Source organism: Bacillus sp. EB106-04-02-XG92, from assembly GCF_058791995.1.
In genome coordinates, this window is the sequence record NZ_JBYTEA010000002.1 from 545,553 (window position 1) to 565,847 (window position 20,295).

18 protein-coding genes are annotated in these 20,295 nt (G+C 35.6%); 7 read left to right on the forward strand and 11 right to left on the reverse strand.

Going from position 1 to position 20,295, the window contains the following annotated elements:
• Positions 1-5: 5 nt before the first annotated feature.
• Entirely contained in the window at positions 6-887 is an 882-nt protein-coding gene (locus AC3WVA_RS08735) for a mechanosensitive ion channel family protein (RefSeq protein WP_048527925.1), read from the reverse strand.
• Positions 888-1,146: 259 nt separating this feature from the next.
• On the opposite strand from AC3WVA_RS08735, the gene yyaC reads away from it, so the two are divergent.
• A complete protein-coding gene (gene yyaC / locus AC3WVA_RS08740) occupies positions 1,147-1,743 on the forward strand; it encodes a spore protease YyaC (RefSeq protein ID WP_098344627.1) in 597 nt (198 codons plus the stop codon).
• Between the two features lie 20 nt (positions 1,744-1,763).
• Here yyaC and spo0J read toward each other — a convergent pair whose 3' ends face one another.
• The 10 genes from spo0J to rpmH all read right to left on the reverse strand — a co-directional run bounded on the left by spo0J (position 1,764) and on the right by rpmH (position 10,809).
• Positions 1,764-2,615 (reverse strand): stage 0 sporulation protein Spo0J, encoded by an 852-nt coding sequence (spo0J, locus tag AC3WVA_RS08745; protein WP_492321865.1) that lies wholly within the window; start codon positions 2,613-2,615, stop codon positions 1,764-1,766.
• Positions 2,608-3,369, reverse strand: a complete 762-nt coding sequence (gene soj, locus AC3WVA_RS08750) for a sporulation initiation inhibitor protein Soj (RefSeq protein ID WP_002174509.1) — start codon at positions 3,367-3,369, stop codon at positions 2,608-2,610. Before soj ends, spo0J begins: the two co-directional genes overlap by 8 nt.
• 189 nt (positions 3,370-3,558) lie before the next feature.
• Positions 3,559-4,431, reverse strand: coding sequence for a nucleoid occlusion protein (noc, locus tag AC3WVA_RS08755; protein ID WP_071758540.1), 873 nt, complete (start codon positions 4,429-4,431; stop codon positions 3,559-3,561).
• 105 nt (positions 4,432-4,536) lie between these two features.
• Positions 4,537-5,256 carry a 16S rRNA (guanine(527)-N(7))-methyltransferase RsmG gene (gene rsmG, locus AC3WVA_RS08760; protein ID WP_001019622.1) on the reverse strand — a complete coding sequence of 240 codons (720 nt, stop codon included), beginning with the start codon at positions 5,254-5,256 and terminating at the stop codon, positions 4,537-4,539.
• Positions 5,257-5,277: 21 nt separating this feature from the next.
• On the reverse strand, positions 5,278-7,167 hold the full coding sequence (gene mnmG, locus AC3WVA_RS08765; RefSeq protein WP_048527922.1) for a tRNA uridine-5-carboxymethylaminomethyl(34) synthesis enzyme MnmG: 1,890 nt from the start codon (positions 7,165-7,167) through the stop codon (positions 5,278-5,280).
• Between the two features lie 46 nt (positions 7,168-7,213).
• The gene (mnmE, locus tag AC3WVA_RS08770; RefSeq protein ID WP_048527921.1) at positions 7,214-8,590 is read right to left on the reverse strand and encodes a tRNA uridine-5-carboxymethylaminomethyl(34) synthesis GTPase MnmE; all 1,377 of its coding nucleotides are present in this window, start codon (positions 8,588-8,590) and stop codon (positions 7,214-7,216) included.
• A gap of 226 nt (positions 8,591-8,816) precedes the next feature.
• Positions 8,817-9,434 carry an RNA-binding cell elongation regulator Jag/EloR gene (gene jag / locus AC3WVA_RS08775; RefSeq protein ID WP_071758538.1) on the reverse strand — a complete coding sequence of 206 codons (618 nt, stop codon included), beginning with the start codon at positions 9,432-9,434 and terminating at the stop codon, positions 8,817-8,819.
• Positions 9,431-10,198: a YidC family membrane integrase SpoIIIJ gene (gene spoIIIJ, locus AC3WVA_RS08780; RefSeq protein WP_048527919.1), complete on the reverse strand. Its 768-nt coding sequence runs from the start codon at positions 10,196-10,198 to the stop codon at positions 9,431-9,433. Before spoIIIJ ends, jag begins: the two co-directional genes overlap by 4 nt.
• A gap of 52 nt (positions 10,199-10,250) precedes the next feature.
• Complete coding sequence (rnpA, locus tag AC3WVA_RS08785; RefSeq protein WP_048527918.1) at positions 10,251-10,598, reverse strand: ribonuclease P protein component; 348 nt, start codon at positions 10,596-10,598, stop codon at positions 10,251-10,253.
• 76 nt (positions 10,599-10,674) lie between these two features.
• On the reverse strand, positions 10,675-10,809 hold the full coding sequence (gene rpmH, locus AC3WVA_RS08790; RefSeq protein ID WP_000831901.1) for a 50S ribosomal protein L34: 135 nt from the start codon (positions 10,807-10,809) through the stop codon (positions 10,675-10,677).
• A 565-nt stretch (positions 10,810-11,374) separates the two neighbouring features.
• Here rpmH and dnaA point away from each other — a divergent pair.
• From dnaA to gyrA, 6 genes are all read left to right on the forward strand, one after another.
• Complete coding sequence (gene dnaA / locus AC3WVA_RS08795; RefSeq protein ID WP_048527917.1) at positions 11,375-12,715, forward strand: chromosomal replication initiator protein DnaA; 1,341 nt, start codon at positions 11,375-11,377, stop codon at positions 12,713-12,715.
• 179 nt (positions 12,716-12,894) lie between these two features.
• Positions 12,895-14,034 (forward strand): DNA polymerase III subunit beta, encoded by a 1,140-nt coding sequence (gene dnaN, locus AC3WVA_RS08800; RefSeq protein WP_048527916.1) that lies wholly within the window; start codon positions 12,895-12,897, stop codon positions 14,032-14,034.
• A 127-nt stretch (positions 14,035-14,161) separates the two neighbouring features.
• Complete coding sequence (gene yaaA / locus AC3WVA_RS08805; protein ID WP_000821367.1) at positions 14,162-14,374, forward strand: S4 domain-containing protein YaaA; 213 nt, start codon at positions 14,162-14,164, stop codon at positions 14,372-14,374.
• Positions 14,375-14,386: 12 nt separating this feature from the next.
• Positions 14,387-15,514: a DNA replication/repair protein RecF gene (gene recF / locus AC3WVA_RS08810; protein WP_048527915.1), complete on the forward strand. Its 1,128-nt coding sequence runs from the start codon at positions 14,387-14,389 to the stop codon at positions 15,512-15,514.
• Between the two features lie 38 nt (positions 15,515-15,552).
• A complete protein-coding gene (gene gyrB, locus AC3WVA_RS08815) occupies positions 15,553-17,475 on the forward strand; it encodes a DNA topoisomerase (ATP-hydrolyzing) subunit B (protein ID WP_048527914.1) in 1,923 nt (640 codons plus the stop codon).
• Between the two features lie 88 nt (positions 17,476-17,563).
• Positions 17,564-20,035, forward strand: coding sequence for a DNA gyrase subunit A (gene gyrA / locus AC3WVA_RS08820; protein WP_048527913.1), 2,472 nt, complete (start codon positions 17,564-17,566; stop codon positions 20,033-20,035).
• The last annotated feature ends 260 nt before the right edge of the window (positions 20,036-20,295 follow it).

Below are 20,295 nucleotides of genomic sequence, written 5' to 3' on the forward strand. Positions count from 1 at the left end.
CTATACTAAATTGCTTTTCCACTCACCAATTCTTCACGATTATATAAAACCATACGTGGATATGGAATTTCAATACCATGTAAATCTAGACGATTTTTAATTTCCTTACGAAGTGCTCTTGCAATAACTGCATGTTGCATTGGCTCTACTTCCGCGATAACGCGTAATATAACTTCTGATGCAGCCAATGTTTGCACACCTAATAACTGAGGCGTTGTTACCATTTGCGTGTACTGTGCAGGTAATTCTTCTAATAACTCTTCAATGACTTGCTCTGCTTTCGCTATGTCAGCCTCATACGAAATGGATACATCAACAAATGCTACACTATTACTAACTGAGTAGTTCGTAACTTGAACGATACTTCCATTTGGTAAAGTATGAATTTCGCCTGTCCAACTCTTTACTTTCGTTGTACGAAGTCCAATTTCTAAAACGACTCCTTCAAACTGACCAATTTTTACATAGTCTCCTACTGAAAATTGATCTTCTAGCAAGATAAATAACCCTGTAATAACATCTTTCACTAAACTTTGTGCACCAAACCCGACTGCCAAACCAATTACCCCGGCACCGGCTAATAAACCTGATGCATTAATATTAAACACACCTAAAATCGCAATTAACATAATGAACATAACAACGTATGCCACGATATTTTCAAGTAACTTTGCTACTGTAACTGTACGACGTTCTGAAATTTGAATTGGAGAACGACTTCCCATACGAAACGCATTTCGTACAACCGCTCTTGCAATTCTCACTACAATTGCACCAATTGTTAAAATGATACATATTTTTAATGTCGCAATTCCAATATCTGCCCAACGATCAGCATCTAATAAATACTGTTTCGTAGAATTAAACCACTTCGTTAATAAATCCATGTACCTCTACCTCTCCAGCCAAAATTTCTTTTTAGTTATCCTTCTTATTGTATCAGAAGTCTCCTAATTGCTGAAAAATTTTTATGACTTTAATTGTATTTGTTAACTTCCATACAGGTATAAAATGGAACGAATATATATATACTAGTACTATTATTTCCGTTTTCGCTTAAGTTTTACAGCAAGTACGCACTTATAGTTTTCCATTTTACTCACCATATAACATATTTTGAAAATTTATTAAAAGGATGGGTGCTTCATGAATATTGGAAGTTTTCGCTTACCTTTTTTCGAAAAAGAAACTCAAAATGTTATGCACCAAGATTTAGAAGCCTCCGAGATAATTAGTAACTTCTTACTTTCCCACATCCCTATTAAAACCCATATACCAATTATTCTCGTTTGTATCGGAACAGATCGTTCTACAGGTGATGCACTCGGTCCGTTAGTCGGTACAAAACTAGAACAAGTAGGAATTACAAACTTCCAAGTGTTCGGCACACTAGATGAGCCAGTCCATGCACTAAATTTAGAAGAGAGGATTCAGAATATACAGAAAGATAATCCTACCTCGTTTATAATTGCGGTTGATGCCTGTTTAGGAAAATCTCAAAGTATCGGTTCTATCACTACCGGAATGGGGCCTAGTAAACCTGGAGCTGCGATGAATAAGAAATTACCTGCAGTTGGTGATTTACATATTCATGGCATCGTAAATCTAAACGGTTTTATGGAGTTTTTCGTCCTGCAAAATACAAGATTAAGTTTAGTCATGAAAATGGCTGATGTAATTGCACAAAGTATAAAAGAAACAGATCAAAAATTATCTGTATTAAAAAAGGCAAACCATCTATAAATAATAAGATGGTTTGCTTTTTAGTTTTTCTGTGCTAATAATTCTAAAATACGATTTAAATCCTCTTTATTGAAAAATTCAATTTCGATTTTACCTTTTTCTTTTTTCGTTTCTTTAATTTTCACATCTGTGCCAAACTTTTCTCTTAAAAACGTTTCGTGTTCTACGAAAAATATATTTCTCTCTTTTTTCACTTGTTTTGTTTCACGTGAAACGCGTTGATTAATCTCCTGAACAATTTTCTCTAATTGACGAACATTTAATCCTTCTTTTTCAATTCGTTTCAGTAAAGATTTCAATTGTTCTTCATCTTTTATCGTAAGTAAAGTTCGCCCATGAGCCATTGAAAGTTGACCGTTTGCAATCATATCTTGCACAAAAGAAGGGAGGCTTAATAACCGCGTATAGTTTGCAATGTAAGGTCTACTCTTACCAAGACGTTTTGCTAATTGTTCTTGCGTTACATTTAGCTCATTCATTAACATTTGGTATGCCATTGCTTCTTCCATTGGATTTAAATCTTCTCGTTGTAAGTTTTCAAGCAGTGCAAACTCCATCATTTGCTGCTCACTTAATTGTCTTACAACAGCAGGTACCTTTTCGAATCCAGCCTCTTTAGCAGCACGATACCTTCTTTCACCTGCAACAATTTCATATCCTTTAATACTCTTTCTAGCAATTAACGGTTGTAATATGCCGTGCTCTTTAATAGAAGCCGATAATTCTTGAATCGCCTCTTTATTAAAGTGTTTACGTGGTTGATATGGATTCGGTCTTAATTCAGTTATCATAATCTCCTGAATTGTCTCTTCTTCTTTCACATCTAAATCAGGAAAAAACACATTGATTCCTCTTCCTAATCCTTTAGCCACCTGCAATCACTTCCTCTGCTAAATCTATATATACTTCTGCCCCTCTTGATTTAGCGTCATACTGCATAATTGGTTTCCCATGACTTGGTGCCTCACTTAAACGAACATTACGAGGAATAATCGAACGGTATACTTTATCCCTAAAGTATTTTTTCACTTCATCTATAACCTGAATCCCTAAATTTGTACGGGCATCTAACATTGTTAGCAATACACCTTGGATTGCTAGATTTTTATTTAAGTGCTTTTGCACAAGTCGAACTGTATTTAATAGCTGGCTTAACCCTTCTAGCGCGTAATATTCGCATTGAACAGGAATAATAACAGAGTCTGCTGCTGTTAATGCATTAATCGTTAACAACCCTAAAGATGGAGGACAGTCGATAATAATATAATCGTATTCATCACGAATTGGCTGTAATGCCCTTTGCAAACGTACTTCCCGGGAAATAGTCGGTACCAATTCAATTTCAGCACCTGCCAATTGAATTGTAGCGGGTAGAACATCTAAGTTTTCAGTTGCGGTTTTACGTATAACCCCTTGAACATCTGCATCTTCCACAAGGACATTGTAAATACATTGATCTAATTCAGATTTTTCAATTCCCACACCAGTCGTTGCATTTCCTTGAGCGTCAATATCTACAAGAAGGACCTTTTTACCTACTTGTGCCAATCCAGCCCCTAAATTAACAGATGTTGTTGTTTTTCCAACGCCACCTTTTTGATTGGCAATAGCAATGATTTTTCCCATGATGTCACCTACTTTCAACCTTTCTATCTTATTCTAGTAACAATTACGTTTATTGTAACATGAAATAAAAGTTTTTCTTTTACGTCCTTATTAAACTTCAAAATTTATTTGTAAACTCCTTCTTCCTCTAATAAGAAAATATAGTAAAAGAGACCTATCCAATAGGATCAGGTCTCTAACACGCCATTATTATTTTTTCTTAGGAATTTGGATTGTAATTTGATAGTACTCATCAAATTCCTCTTCCTCAGAATTAACATTTAAACCACTGTCAGCAACCATTTGTAATGACTGCCTAATTGTATTCATGGCAATTCTTGTATCTCGGCTTACTGCTTTTTGCTTTGCCTTACGCTTCGGTTTTGCTTCCTCTAATAATTTCGAAATTCGTTCCTCTGTTTGCTTTACATTCAGTTGTTTCTCCACAATTTCCTGTAAAACCTTCAGTTGTAATTCCTCATTCTTTAAAGGAATAAGCGCGCGGGCATGGCGTTCTGTAATGCTTTTTTCTAATAGCGCATTTTTTATTTCTTCAGGCAACTTTAACAATCGCAACTTATTTGCGATTGTGGATTGTCCTTTTCCAAGTCGTTGTGCCAATGCTTCTTGTGTTAAATTATGTAACTCAATTAGCTTTTGATATGCCACAGCTTCCTCGATTGCTGTTAGTTCCTCACGTTGCAAGTTTTCAATTAAAGCTACAGAAGCTGTTTCTGTATCATTTAAGTTCTTTATAATTGCAGGAACCTTTTCCCATCCTAACTTTGTTGCCGCACGGAAACGCCTTTCTCCAGCAATAATCTCGTACTTATCATCCTCATATTGCCTCACAACAATTGGCTGAATAAGTCCGTGTGTACGAATCGTTAATGCTAGTTCCTCAATACGCGCATCATCAAAAACTGTTCGTGGTTGATAACGGTTAGGGGTAATATTTACTATCGGAATTTCTTGTATTTCTTCATATACCTTTTTATCTATTTCTTCATGGCTTTCGTCTTGTAATTCGAATTCGCTCTCTTTATCTCCAAAGCCAAATAAACGAGAAAACGTATTTTTCATACATATTCCACCACCTTTTAGGCCTATTGACTATTCTCCATAAAATGTTTCCTATGAAACATTTACGTTTTCATTTATATAATTTAATCTTACGTCTAATAAGATTTATTTTTCAATAGGTAATTTATTGGGTGTTCCTGGTTTGCGTGGATATTTCTTTGGTGTCTTGCGTTTTTTCTCGATTAATAAAATATTACGTTCACTTTCTTCAAACGGTAATTGGAACGTAGACATTTCTTTTAGATCCCCGCCTAGCACCTCTAAAGCATACTTGCCATTTTCAATTTCTTCGTTTGCTGCGGCACCTTTCATTGCAATAAATGTTCCCCCAACTTTTACAAGTGGTAAACATAGCTCGCTTAATACCGAAAGACGTGCAACTGCACGTGCCATTACAATATCGTACGATTCACGTACACCTTCTTTTTTTCCAAATGTTTCAGCACGATCGTGACAAAATGCAACGTCACTTAATTCTAACTTTTGTGCTAGATGATTTAAGAAATTAATACGTTTTTGTAATGAGTCTACAATTGTCACCTTTAAGTGCGGGAAACAAATTTTTAAAGGAATACTTGGGAATCCAGCTCCTGCGCCAACATCACAAATTGAGAATGGTTTTGAAAAATCATAGTAAAAAGCAGCTGTAATGGAATCAAAAAAGTGTTTTAAATATACTTCCTCTTTCTCCGTAATAGCCGTTAAGTTCATTTTTTCATTCCACTCTACTAATGTTTCGAAGTAGATTTCGAACTGCTCTAACTGTCTAGAAGAGAGGGTGATCCCCTTCTCTTCTAGCATAGATTGAAATTGTTCTATGTTCATCTAACAATATCTCCTTACTATTTATTGGTTCGATACTCGCGCAATTTTTCCTTGTTCGATATACACAAGTAAAATGGAAATATCCGCTGGATTTACACCAGAAATACGTGAAGCCTGCCCCATTGATAGCGGACGAACATCTTTCAATTTCTGTCTAGCTTCAGAGGCAAGACTAGAAATTGCATCGTAATCAATATCCTCAGGGATTTTTTTGTTTTCCATTTTCTTCATACGCTCTACTTGCTGTAAAGATTTTTCGATATAGCCTTCGTACTTAATCTGAATTTCAACTTGTTCTGTAACTTCATCACTTAATTCTACTTCACTTGGTACTAAAAGATGAATATGCTCATATGTCATCTCCGGACGACGTAATAAGTCACTTGCACGTATTCCATCTTTTAATTCACTTCCACCAATACTTCGAATTAACTCCTGAACTTCAGGACGCGGTTTAATAATAATGCTGCTTAAACGTTCCTTTTCCTGTTCAATTTGTAATTTTTTATTTGTAAATCGCTCATAGCGATCTTCTTTAATTAATCCAATTTCACGACCAACTTCAGTTAAACGAAGATCTGCATTATCGTGGCGTAATAATAGACGATATTCTGCACGGGACGTTAATAAACGATACGGTTCATTTGTCCCTTTCGTTACAAGATCATCAATTAAAACACCGATATAAGCATCCTCACGGCCTAAAATAACTTCTTTTTTACCTAAAGAACGACATGCTGCATTAATTCCGGCCATAAGCCCTTGTCCTGCTGCCTCTTCGTAACCAGAAGTTCCGTTAATTTGTCCTGCTGTATATAAATTTTTAATTTTTTTCGTTTCAAGTGTTGGCCATAGTTGCGTTGGCACAATTGCATCATATTCAATTGCATAACCTGTACGCATCATTTCAACATTTTCTAGACCAGGGATTGTTCTAAGCATATCACGCTGTACGTCTTCTGGTAAGCTTGTAGATAAACCTTGTACGTACACTTCTTGTGTATTACGTCCTTCTGGCTCTAAGAAAATTTGATGACGTGGTTTATCATTAAACCTTACTACTTTGTCTTCAATTGAAGGACAATATCTAGGACCCGTTCCCTTAATCATACCAGAATACATAGCTGAGCGATGTAAATTGTCATCTATTAAACGATGTGTTTCCGTACTTGTATACGTTAGCCAACATGGAATTTGATCCGTAATAAATTTTGTCGTTTCAAACGAGAAAGATCTTGGTTTATCATCACCTGGCTGAATTTCTGTTTTACTATAATCAATCGTATTACTATTTACACGCGGAGGTGTACCTGTTTTAAATCTAACAAGATCAAATCCAAGCTCCTCTAAATGTTCCGATAAAGTAATAGATGGTTGTTGATTATTTGGTCCGCTCGAATATTTTAACTCTCCCATAATAATCTCGCCGCGTAAAAACGTACCAGTCGTAATTACAACTGTTTTTGCTGTATATTCAGCTCCAGCTTGCGTAACTACTCCTTTACATTCGCCATCTTCAACGATTAAACGCTCTACCATTCCTTGGAACAAAGTTAAGTTTGGTGTTTCTTCAATTGTTTTCTTTAATTCATGCTGGTAAGAGAACTTATCTGCTTGTGCTCGAAGCGCGCGTACAGCTGGCCCTTTACCCGTATTTAACATACGCATTTGAATATGTGTTTTATCGATGTTGCGTCCCATTTCTCCGCCTAAGGCATCAATTTCACGAACAACAATCCCTTTTGCTGGTCCACCAACAGAAGGGTTACATGGCATAAACGCTACCATATCTAAATTAATTGTTAACATTAATGTTTTGGAGCCCATTCGTGCTGCCGCAAGACCAGCTTCACATCCTGCATGACCTGCACCGATTACTATGACATCGTAAGAACCGGCATTGTATCCCATTGTTTATTCCTCCTAATAATCTCTATCTTTCTGAAACATCACTATATTATTTTCCTAAACAAAATTGAGAAAACAACTGGTCAATTAGGCTTTCATGAACTGTATCACCAGTAATTTCACCAAGTATTTCCCACGTTCTTGTTAAATCAATTTGCACCATATCAATTGGAACACCATTTTCTATCGCCTCAATTGCATCTCCAATTGTTTTACCTGCTTGTGTTAATAATCCAATGTGTCTTGCGTTAGAAACATATGTTACATCTGCAGAATCAATTGTTCCTTCAAAGAATAGATCAGCAATTGCTTTTTCAAGCTCATCTATTCCTTGTTCCTCAATTAACGACGTTGTAATAACACGATTTCCCGCTGCCAATTCTGTAACACGTTCCATATCAATTACTTGCGATAAATCTGTCTTATTTACAATAACAATGAAATCTTTTCCTTGTACGGCACGGAATAGATCTTCATCCTCATTCGTTAAAGCTTCGCTATAATTAACGACAACTAACACTAAATCAGCTTGACTCATCATTTCTTTTGAACGCTCTACACCAATTCGTTCCACAACATCCTCTGTTTCACGAATTCCGGCTGTATCTATAAGTTTAAGTGGTACACCACGCACATTAACGTACTCTTCAATAACATCACGAGTTGTTCCTGCAATATCAGTTACAATTGCCTTTTTCTCCTGAACGAGACTATTTAATAGCGATGATTTCCCAACGTTTGGTCTACCAATGATTGCAGTAGCAATACCTTCACGTAAAATCTTTCCTTGCTTCGATGTTTCTAATATTTTTGCGATTTCAACACGAACATGTGTAGCTTTCTCAATTAAAATATTATGTGTCATTTCTTCCACATCATCATATTCCGGGTAATCTATATTTACCTCAACATGAGCTAATGTTTCTAATATGTCCTGACGCAGACGGCCAATTAATTTAGATAATCGCCCTTCCATTTGATTAATTGCTACGTTCATTGCACGGTCTGTTTTGGCGCGGATTAAATCCATAACTGCTTCTGCTTGTGATAAATCAATACGTCCATTTAAAAAAGCACGTTTCGTAAATTCACCAGGCTCCGCTAATCGTACTCCTTGCGCTAAAATAAGCTGCAACACTTTATTTACTGAAACAAGTCCGCCGTGACAGTTAATTTCTACTATATTTTCACGTGTAAAAGTCCTTGGTGCACGCATAATAGACACCATCACTTCTTCAATAACCTGATTTGTATCTAAATCAACGATATGACCATAATGAATTGTGTGAGAAGGAACCTCTGTTAAATCCTTCCCTTTAAAAATACGATTAACTTTTTCAACCGCATCATCCCCACTTACTCGAACAATGGCAATTGCACCCTCTCCAAGCGCTGTGGAAATCGCGGCAATTGTATCAAATTCCATGTCCTTTCACCTCATTTGCTTATTTATCTCTATTTCAACATGATTATTTTCTTCACTAAATTATTAGAATACCATAACGAACCTATCTACAAAAGAATAATAACTCATTTTATTATGTCCTCATGTAAAAAACACTAAACTTATTCACAGTGGATAAGTTTAGTGTTTTTTAGTTATCCACACCTATTTTCCCCTCAAAAAAACCGGCACTCAATTGAGTAACCGGTCACTTGGAAGATATTACAACATGTCGATGTGGTTCTTTTCCTTCAGAAGTTGTAATGATATTTTGATGATTAGATAATGCTTGGTGGATAATCTTTCGTTCAAAAGATGGCATAGGCTCCAATACAACTCTTTTTTTCGTACTTACTACTTGTTTTGCTAATCGATAAGAAAGTGCTTCTAACGTACCTTTTCTTTTACTACGATAATTTTCAGCATCTAGTGTGATGCCAATATACTGTTTCGTATTACGATTCGCCACAAGTTTTGTTAAATACTGTAAAGAATTCAAGGTGTTTCCTCTTTTCCCAATTAAAACACCTACATTTTCGCCAGAAATTGTAAATTCTACTTCGCGTCCTTTTACAATTTTACTAATCTCAACTTCCACACCCATATCGTGAATAACATTTTTTAAATATTCTTCACATTCTTGAATCGGATCTTTCTTCAATACAACTTCTACTACTGCAGGACGATTCCCAAATAAACCTAAGAATCCTCTTTTCCCCTCATCGATAATACTTATATCTACTCGGTCTTTTGAAACATTTAGTTGTCTTAAAGCATCTTGTACTGCCAGCTCGACTGTTTGTCCTTTAGCAGTAATTATACTCACTTGCTTGATCCTCCTGCCTTACTAGCCTTAATTTCTGGCCCCTTGATCAAGTACATTTGAGCGATACCAAAGATATTACCAACAACCCAGTAAAGTGATAATGCAGCTGGGAAGTTAATTGCAAAGATTAGAATCATGATTGGCATTAACCAAAGCATCATTGCCATTTGCGGATTTTGACCAGCTGTTCCTGCCATTGCAAGCTTTTGCTGAATAAATGTCGTAATTGCCGCAACAACCGGTAAGATATAGAACGGATCTGCCTGTCCTAAGTCGAACCATAAGAATGTATGCTTACTAATTTCTGATGTTCTCATAATCGCATGGTAAAACGCGAATAAAATAGGCATCTGAACAAAGATTGGTAAACATCCTGCTAATGGATTTACACCATTCTTTTGATATAACTGCATCATTTCTTGTTGTAGTTTTTGCTGTGTTGCTTGATCTTTCGAACTATATTTCTCTTTTAACTTCACCATTTCTGGTTGTAACGCCTGCATTGCTTTCGTACTCTTCGTTTGTTTAATCATTAATGGTAATAATGCAAAACGAATGATAAGAGTTGTAACAACGATTGCTAAACCGTAATTACTACCAAATAAGTTGGCAAAATACGTAATTAACTGAGAAAGCGGGTATACGAAATATTCATTCCAAATTCCAGTACTTTTCGGTGTAATCGGCTGATTCACTTCACTACAGCCCGTAGCAATTGCCATTAATGCAATAACCATGGCTAGTAAACCTATTTTCTTTTTCAAAGCCTGCTCCTCCTTGTTTCGGTATGTATATAGTGTAATTCATTTCCTTACGCTACTTTTTTATTCTTTTCATACCAGAGCGTTTAAAGACATGAATTAAGCTTTTCTTTACTTCTTCATATGTCATCTCTGCACAAGGCTTCCTTGCTATTATAACAAAATCTTTTCCAGAATCTATCTCATCTTTTAATTCTGTGATCGACTGGCGAATCATACGTTTAATTCGGTTACGCATTACTGCATTTCCTATTTTCTTGCTGACAGAAAGGCCAATACGAAAGTTTGGCTGTTCTTCTTTATCTAGTTGATAGACAACAAACTGACGATTCGCATTCGATTTTCCTTTTTGAAAAACCGTCTGGAATTCATCATTCTTTTTTATACGATGTTTTTTCTTCATATCAATTGACACTCCTGTAGTTCATCAGCGGAAATTCACTATTATTAGAAAAAAAGACCACTGAACGATCAGTGGTCTACGCAGATAATACTTTTCTTCCTTTACGACGACGAGCTGCTAGCACTTTACGTCCGTTCGCTGTGCTCATACGGCTGCGGAAACCATGTACTTTGCTGCGCTTACGTTTATTTGGTTGGTAAGTTCTTTTCATTATATGACACCTCCCTGAGGAATATCTGTTAAAGACAGTCTTATAAATTATAGTTAATCAACTAGGAAAATGTCAATGGTTCTAGAAATTTTCATTAAATATTCATTTTGAACCTATTCACATACTTTTTCACAGACCCTATATTTCCTTGTGGATAAATGTTTTTTCTTGTTTTTTATATCCACAAACTCTTTTCACACTTTTACACAGTATATCGTGTTGTGGACAAGTTTATTCCACAAGGTATTGATTTTGTGGATAACTTTCTTAATTTCATTGCTATAGCTACTTTTTTTTGATATTATAGTTGTGTTTTCACTTTGAATAAGTTTTCCACATCTTTATCTTATCCACAATTTGTGTATAACATGTGGACAGTTTTAATCACATGTGGGTAAATGATTATCCACATTTACTTTTTTTGTCGAAAACTATATCTCATATACAAACGACGTTTTTAGGTTTTAAAATACGTTTCGTATAAATATACATTTTATATTTATTTAGGTTGTACATTTGTTGCGCAACCTTATTCTTTTACCATCTTAGTAAAGGAGGGACACCTTTGGAAAACATCTCTGATTTATGGAACAGTGCCTTAAAAGAACTAGAAAAAAAGGTCAGTAAACCAAGTTATGAAACATGGTTAAAATCAACAACCGCACATAACTTAAAGAAAGACGTATTAACAATTACGGCTCCAAATGAATTTGCTCGTGATTGGTTAGAATCTCATTATTCAGAGCTAATTTCGGAAACACTTTATGATTTAACGGGGGCAAAATTAGCTATTCGCTTTATTATTCCCCAAAGTCAAGCTGAAGAGGAGATTGATCTTCCTCCTGCTAAACCAAATTCAGGTCAAGACGATTCCAATCATTTACCACAGAGTATGCTAAACCCAAAATATACGTTTGATACATTTGTTATTGGCTCTGGTAACCGTTTTGCTCACGCTGCTTCATTGGCCGTAGCCGAAGCACCAGCTAAAGCATATAATCCCCTCTTTATTTACGGGGGAGTTGGACTTGGAAAGACCCATTTAATGCATGCAATTGGTCATTATGTAATTGAACATAATCCAAACGCGAAGGTTGTATATTTATCATCAGAAAAGTTTACGAATGAATTCATTAATTCTATTCGTGACAATAAAGCGGTCGATTTCCGTAATAAATACCGTAATGTAGATGTTTTATTGATAGATGATATTCAATTTTTAGCAGGAAAAGAACAAACTCAAGAAGAGTTTTTCCATACATTCAATGCATTACACGAAGAAAGTAAACAAATTGTAATTTCCAGTGATCGGCCACCAAAAGAAATTCCAACTTTAGAAGATCGTCTTCGTTCTCGCTTTGAATGGGGACTTATTACGGATATTACGCCACCAGATTTAGAAACACGAATTGCGATTTTACGTAAAAAAGCAAAGGCTGAAGGACTTGATATACCAAATGAGGTCATGCTTTATATCGCAAATCAAATTGATTCAAACATTCGTGAACTAGAAGGTGCACTCATCCGAGTTGTAGCTTATTCATCTTTAATTAACAAAGATATTAATGCTGATTTAGCAGCTGAAGCACTTAAAGATATTATTCCAAATTCTAAACCAAAAATTATCTCTATTTATGATATCCAAAAAGCTGTCGGAGATGTTTACCAAGTAAAATTGGAAGATTTCAAGGCGAAAAAGCGAACAAAATCTGTTGCCTTCCCTCGCCAAATTGCAATGTATTTATCACGTGAACTGACAGACTCCTCCTTACCTAAAATAGGTGAAGAGTTTGGTGGACGTGATCATACAACAGTTATCCATGCTCATGAAAAAATTTCTAAGCTGCTTAAAACGGATACGCAATTACAAAAGCAAGTTGAAGAAATTAACGATATTTTAAAGTAGTAGCTGAATAGTGTGAATAACTTCCCTTGTTTTACGCACAGTCTATCCACATGTAGATAGACTGTTTTTACATCTCTCAGCAGGGTTATCCACATATCCACAAGCCCTATTACTATTACTACTATTTTTTTATCTTTATTAATTAAATAAAATCTTATACTTACCGGAGGTTTTTCTTTATGCGTTTTACAATACAAAAAGACTATCTTGTAAGAAGTGTGCAAGATGTAATGAAGGCTGTTTCTTCTCGTACAACAATTCCAATTCTTACAGGAATTAAAGTTGTCGCTACGGAAGAAGGAGTTACGTTAACAGGAAGCGATGCTGATATTTCTATCGAATCATTTATCCCAGTTGAAGAGAATGGAAAAGAAATCGTAGAAGTAGCACAATCAGGAAGTATTGTTTTACAAGCAAAATATTTCAGTGAGATTGTAAAAAAATTACCTAAAGAGACTGTCGAAATTTCTGTGGAAAATCATTTTATGACAAAAATAACTTCTGGAAAATCAGAGTTTAATTTAAATGGTTTAGATTCTGCTGAATATCCGTTATTACCACAAATTGAAGAACATCATGTTTTTAAAGTTCCAACAGATTTATTGAAACATATGATCCGACAAACTGTATTTGCAGTTTCCACTTCTGAAACAAGACCAATCTTGACAGGTGTAAACTGGAAAGTATATAACAGCGAATTAACTTGCATTGCTACAGATAGTCACAGATTAGCTCTTCGAAAAGCAAAGATCGAAGGTATTGGAGATGAATTCCAAGCGAATGTTGTTATTCCAGGTAAAAGCTTAAATGAATTAAGCAAAATTCTAGATGAGTCTGAAGAAATGGTAGATATCGTTATTACGGAGTATCAAGTATTATTCCGTACAAAGCATTTATTATTCTTCTCAAGATTGTTAGAAGGGAATTATCCTGATACAACTCGTTTAATTCCAGCGGAGAGTAAAACAGATATTTTTGTAAATACAAAAGAATTTTTACAAGCAATTGATCGTGCCTCTCTATTAGCGAGAGATGGCCGTAATAATGTTGTGAAATTATCAACTTTAGAACAAGAAATGCTAGAAATTTCTTCGAATTCACCAGAAATCGGAAAAGTAGTAGAAGAAGTTCAATGTGAAAAAGTAGATGGGGAAGAGTTAAAAATATCTTTTAGTGCAAAATATATGATGGATGCACTAAAAGCCTTAGATAGTACTGAAATTAAAATTAGCTTTACTGGAGCAATGAGACCGTTCTTAATTCGTACAGTAAATGATGAGTCCATTATTCAATTAATTTTACCGGTTCGTACTTACTAAGTAAGAAATAAGGGTTGCTAGTTTTCAGATGCTAGTAGCCCTTATTTGATTTTTGGGTATTACTTTCCTAATGCTAGTTTATTTAGTACAATGAAAGAATGAACACTTTCAGAAAGTGAGCGATTTTATGAAACGTATTAAAATTTCAACAGAGTATATTACACTAGGACAATTTTTAAAGTTAGCCGATGTAATTGATACAGGTGGCGCTGTAAAATGGTTTTTACAAGAATATGAAGTGTACGTGAATCAAGAACTTGAAAATAGAAGAGGTCGCAAACTATATGCGAACGATATTATTGAAATTCCAGGAAGCGGAAGTTTCCAAGTTCAATCATAAAGGGGGAGCCCTTTGTTTATTTCAGAAATACAATTAAAAAACTATCGCAATTATGAAAAGTTAGAGCTTTCCTTTGAAGATAAAGTAAATGTCATTATCGGCGAAAATGCGCAAGGGAAAACGAATTTGATGGAAGCTATTTATGTTTTAGCGATGGCAAAATCTCATAGAACCTCTAATGATCGCGAGCTTATCCGTTGGGATGAAGATTTCGGTCAAATTAAAGGGAAATTACAAAAGAGAAATAGTTCTTTGTCTTTGGAATTAAATATCTCGAAAAAAGGTAAAAAGGCAAAATTAAATCAACTTGAACAACAAAAATTGAGTCAATATATTGGCGTGATGAATGTTGTCATGTTTGCCCCAGAAGATTTAAATCTTGTAAAAGGAAGCCCTCAAGTAAGAAGACGCTTTTTAGATATGGAATTAGGCCAAATAGCTCCCGTCTATTTGTATGAATTGAGTCAATATCAAAAGGTGCTCACACAACGAAATCACTTGCTGAAAAAGATGCAAGGGAATAGTAAGAATGAGGAAACGATGTTGGATGTATTTACACTTCAACTTATTGAGCATGGTGCAAAAATATTGCAAAAACGATTTGAGTTTTTGCATTTACTACAGGAATGGGCAGCTCCAATTCATCGCGGTATAAGCCGTGGATTAGAAGAATTAGAAATTGTCTATAAACCAAGTGTAGATGTATCAGAATCAATGGATTTGTCGAAAATAAAAGAAGTATACTATGAAAGTTTTCAATCTGTGAAACAACGTGAAATTTTCCGTGGTACGACTTTAATTGGTCCTCATCGTGATGATTTACAATTCTTCGTTAATAGTAAAAATGTTCAAGTCTTTGGTTCCCAAGGACAACAACGAACGACCGCACTGTCCCTAAAATTAGCTGAAATTGAATTGATTTACTCAGAAGTTAAGGAATATCCGATTCTTTTATTAGATGATGTATTATCAGAATTAGATGATTATCGTCAATCGCATCTGTTAAATACAATTCAAGGAAAAGTGCAAACATTTGTGACAACGACGAGTGTCGACGGAATTGAACACGAAACATTAAAAGAAGCGAAAACAATTCATGTAACGAACGGCACGGTAGATTGTGAAATAGATAGGGCGTAATCCCTGTTTAAATGGAAAAGTAGGTGATCTTTGTGTCAATGGAACAAAAGCAAATGGAAGAAAACTCATATGATGAAAGTCAGATACAGGTACTTGAAGGACTTGAAGCAGTTCGAAAACGCCCTGGTATGTATATTGGATCTACAAGTGGAAAAGGACTTCACCATCTTGTATGGGAAATCGTCGATAATAGTATTGATGAAGCACTTGCAGGGTATTGTGATGAGATTAATGTTAGTATCGAAGAAGATAATAGTATTCGTGTAACAGATAACGGACGTGGTATTCCAGTTGGTATACAAGAAAAAATGGGACGTCCTGCTGTAGAAGTTATTATGACCGTTCTTCATGCTGGTGGTAAGTTTGGCGGCGGCGGTTATAAAGTTTCTGGTGGTTTGCATGGTGTTGGGGCATCTGTAGTAAATGCTCTATCAACAGAACTAGAGGTATTTGTACATCGTGAAGGTAAAATCCATTACCAAAAATACGAAAGAGGTATTCCTGTTGCAGATTTAAAAGTCATTGGTGACACAGATCAAACAGGAACGATAACTCGATTTAAACCAGATCCAGAAATTTTTCAGGAAACAACAGTATACGAATTTGATACACTAGCAAGTCGTATGCGTGAATTAGCATTTTTAAATCGTAATATTAAATTGACGATTGAAGATAAACGTGAACATAAGCAAAAGAAAGAATTCCATTACGAAGGTGGAATTAAATCATATGTTGAGCATTTAAACCGCTCAAAACAACCAATCCATGAAGAACCTGTATATGTAGAAGGATCAAAAGATGGTATTCAAGTTGAGGTTTCCTTACAGTATAACGAAGGATATACAAATAATATTTACTCATTTACGAATAACATTCATACGTATGAAGGTGGAACACATGAAGTAGGTTTTAAAACAGCTTTAACTCGTGTGATTAACGATTACGGTCGTAAAAATAGTATTTTAAAAGATGCAGACAGTAACTTAACTGGCGAGGATGTTCGTGAAGGTTTAACTGCAATCGTATCAATTAAACATCCAAATCCACAATTTGAAGGACAAACGAAGACGAAACTTGGGAATAGTGAAGCGAGAACGATTACAGAGTCTGTGTTTTCAGAGGCATTTGAAAAGTTCTTACTAGAAAACCCAAACGTTGCACGAAAAATTGTGGAAAAAGGTACGATGGCAGCACGTGCGCGTGTTGCAGCGAAAAAAGCACGTGAATTAACACGCCGTAAGAGTGCGTTAGAAGTTTCAAGCTTACCTGGTAAATTAGCAGATTGCTCTTCAAAAGATCCAGCAATTAGCGAAATTTATATTGTAGAGGGTGATTCTGCCGGCGGATCAGCAAAGCAAGGTCGTGACCGTCACTTCCAGGCGATTTTACCACTAAAGGGTAAAATTATTAACGTTGAAAAAGCAAGATTAGATAAAATTTTATCTAACGATGAAGTACGTACAATTATTACTGCAATTGGTACAAACATTGGCGGAGATTTCGATATTGAGAAAGCCCGTTATCATAAAGTTATTATTATGACGGATGCAGACGTAGATGGTGCGCATATTCGTACCCTATTATTAACGTTCTTCTATCGTTATATGCGCCAAATTATCGAGCATGGTTATATCTATATTGCACAGCCACCGTTGTTTAAAGTACAACAAGGTAAAAAAATTCAATATGCTTACAACGACAAAGAACTTGAAAAAATCTTAGCTGAATTACCAGCACAACCTAAACCTGGAATCCAACGTTACAAAGGTCTAGGAGAAATGAATCCAACTCAGCTTTGGGAGACAACAATGGACCCGGAAGTGCGTTCATTACTTCAAGTTTCCCTTCAAGATGCAATTGAAGCAGATGAAACATTTGAAATTTTAATGGGGGATAAAGTAGAGCCACGTCGTAACTTTATCCAAGAAAATGCAAAATACGTGAAAAACCTTGATATTTAAATGAGTAATGACAGGAATCTGAGTATTCCTGTCTTCTACATATAAATCAATGTATGTGTAACGGAAATGTAAGAGGAGGTGCTCGTTGATGTCAGACAATCAACAACAAGCACGAATTCGAGAAATTAATATTAGCCATGAAATGCGTACTTCATTTTTAGATTACGCAATGAGTGTTATCGTATCTCGTGCATTACCAGATGTTCGTGATGGATTAAAACCCGTGCATCGTAGGGTTCTATATGCGATGAATGATTTAGGAATTACGGCTGATAAAGCGTATAAAAAATCAGCACGTATTGTCGGTGAAGTAATTGGTAAGTATCACCCGCATGGTGATTCAGCTGTTTATGAAACGATGGTACGTATGGCACAAGATTTCAGTCAGCGTTATATGCTTGTTGATGGGCATGGTAACTTTGGATCTGTTGATGGAGATTCAGCGGCAGCAATGCGTTATACAGAAGCAAGAATGTCTAAGATTTCTATGGAATTAATACGTGATATTTCAAAAAATACAATTGATTATCAAGATAACTATGATGGTTCTGAAAGAGAACCGATTGTATTGCCAGCACGTTTTCCTAACTTACTAGTAAATGGTACGACAGGAATTGCGGTTGGTATGGCAACAAATATTCCGCCGCATCAACTTGGCGAAGTAATTGATGGCGTATTGGCATTAAGTCATAATCCTGATATTACTATTGCAGAATTAATGGAGTTCATTCCAGGTCCAGATTTCCCAACAGCAGGTTTAATTTTGGGGAGAAGTGGTATTCGTAGAGCGTATGAAACAGGACGCGGATCTATCATACTCCGTGCTAAAGTTGAAATTGAAGAGAAGTCAAATGGTAAACAATCTATTATCGTAACGGAACTACCTTATCAAGTGAATAAGGCGCGATTAATTGAAAAAATTGCAGAATTAGTTCGCGATAAGAAAATTGAAGGTATTACAGATTTACGTGATGAATCAGATCGAAATGGTATGCGTATTGTTATGGAAGTACGTCGTGATGCAAATGCTAATGTACTATTAAATAATTTATATAAACATACAGCACTTCAAACAAGTTTCGGCATTAATATGCTGTCTCTTGTAAACGGAGAGCCGCAAGTACTGAACTTAAAACAAAATTTATATCATTACTTGGAACATCAAAAGGTAGTAATTCGTAGACGTACTGCGTATGAACTAGAAAAAGCAGAAGCGCGTGCTCATATTTTAGAAGGGTTACGAATTGCCTTAGACCATCTTGATGAAGTTATTACGTTAATTCGTAGTTCGAAAACAGCGGAAATTGCAAAGCAAGGTTTAATGGAACGTTTCGGCTTAAGTGAAAAACAAGCGCAAGCTATTTTAGATATGCGTCTGCAACGCTTAACAGGATTAGAACGCGAAAAAATTGAACAAGAATATCAAGACTTAATGAAGTTAATTGCTGAATTAAAAGCAATCTTAGCGGATGAAGAAAAGGTTCTTGAGATTATTCGTGAAGAATTAACAGAAGTAAAAGAGCGCTTTAATGATAAGAGACGCACAGAAATTACAATTGGTGGTATGGAGTCTATTGAAGATGAAGACTTGATTCCAGAACAAAACATCGCCATTACGTTAACTCATAATGGTTATATTAAGAGGTTACCAGCTTCTACGTACAAAACACAGAACCGTGGTGGACGTGGTGTACAAGGAATGGGAACAAATGATGATGATTTCGTAGAGCATTTATTAACTACTTCTACACATGACCATATTCTATTCTTCACTAATAAGGGTAAAGTATACCGTACGAAAGGATATGAAATCCCAGAGTATAGTCGTACAGCAAAAGGTATACCTATTATTAACCTATTAGGTGTAGATAAGGGTGAATGGATTAACGCCATTATTCCAATTCGTGAATTTGGTGACGATGAATTCTTATTCTTCACAACCAAACAAGGTATCTCTAAGAGAACGCCACTTTCATCATTTGCAAATATACGTACAAACGGTTTAATTGCAATCTCTCTTCGTGAAGAGGATGAAGTAATATCTGTACGTTTAACATCTGGTGATAAAGATATTATTGTAGGAACAAGCAACGGTATGTTAATTCGCTTTAACGAGCAAGATGTACGTTCTATGGGACGTAATGCAGCTGGTGTAAAAGCAATTACATTAGGTGACGAAGATCAAGTTGTAGGTATGGAAATTGTCGAAGAGGATGTAAATGTTTTAATTGTAACGAAGAATGGTTACGGAAAACGTACACCAATTGATGAATATCGCTTACAAAGCCGTGGTGGTAAAGGTCTGAAGACTTGTAATATTACAGATAAAAACGGTAAATTAGTAGCCGTTAAATCTGTAACAGGTGAAGAAGATATCATGTTAATTACAGCAGCAGGTGTTATTATTCGTATGCCAGTTGATCAAATCTCTCAAATGGGACGTAATACACAAGGTGTTCGTCTAATTCGATTAGAGGATGAGCAAGAGGTAGCGACAGTAGCAAAAGCACAAAAAGATGATGAGGAAGAAACAAGCGAAGAGGTTTCTTCAGAAGAATAAGAGGGGGATATCTCCCCTCTTTATTTTTTTATAATAATACTTGCATAGGGAAGAGAAAGTCTATATAATAGGCAGAGTCAGCAAATGAGAGATACGAGTTATCGAAAAAACTTGTTGACGAAAATAATATACTATGATATATTATAAAAGTCGCTGAAACGCGATGTTGAACTTTGAAAACTAAACGAAACAAACAACGTGAAACGTCAATTTTTATTTTAGATGCTAGACAAACTAACTTTATTGGAGAGTTTGATCCT

Excerpts from the sequence above, each read along its gene's own strand:
- AC3WVA_RS08735 (WP_048527925.1), bottom strand. The coding sequence starts at position 887 with ATGGATTTATTAACGAAGTGGTTTAATTCTACGAAACAGTATTTATTA.
- yyaC (WP_098344627.1), top strand. The coding sequence starts at position 1,147 with ATGAATATTGGAAGTTTTCGCTTACCTTTTTTCGAAAAAGAAACTCAA.
- soj (WP_002174509.1), bottom strand. The coding sequence starts at position 3,369 with ATGGGAAAAATCATTGCTATTGCCAATCAAAAAGGTGGCGTTGGAAAA.
- noc (WP_071758540.1), bottom strand. The coding sequence starts at position 4,431 with ATGAAAAATACGTTTTCTCGTTTATTTGGCTTTGGAGATAAAGAGAGC.
- rsmG (WP_001019622.1), bottom strand. The coding sequence starts at position 5,256 with ATGAACATAGAACAATTTCAATCTATGCTAGAAGAGAAGGGGATCACC.
- mnmG (WP_048527922.1), bottom strand. The coding sequence starts at position 7,167 with ATGGGATACAATGCCGGTTCTTACGATGTCATAGTAATCGGTGCAGGT.
- mnmE (WP_048527921.1), bottom strand. The coding sequence starts at position 8,590 with ATGGAATTTGATACAATTGCCGCGATTTCCACAGCGCTTGGAGAGGGT.
- rnpA (WP_048527918.1), bottom strand. The coding sequence starts at position 10,598 with ATGAAGAAAAAACATCGTATAAAAAAGAATGATGAATTCCAGACGGTT.
- rpmH (WP_000831901.1), bottom strand. The coding sequence starts at position 10,809 with ATGAAAAGAACTTACCAACCAAATAAACGTAAGCGCAGCAAAGTACAT.
- dnaN (WP_048527916.1), top strand. The coding sequence starts at position 12,895 with ATGCGTTTTACAATACAAAAAGACTATCTTGTAAGAAGTGTGCAAGAT.
- yaaA (WP_000821367.1), top strand. The coding sequence starts at position 14,162 with ATGAAACGTATTAAAATTTCAACAGAGTATATTACACTAGGACAATTT.
- gyrB (WP_048527914.1), top strand. The coding sequence starts at position 15,553 with ATGGAACAAAAGCAAATGGAAGAAAACTCATATGATGAAAGTCAGATA.
- gyrA (WP_048527913.1), top strand. The coding sequence starts at position 17,564 with ATGTCAGACAATCAACAACAAGCACGAATTCGAGAAATTAATATTAGC.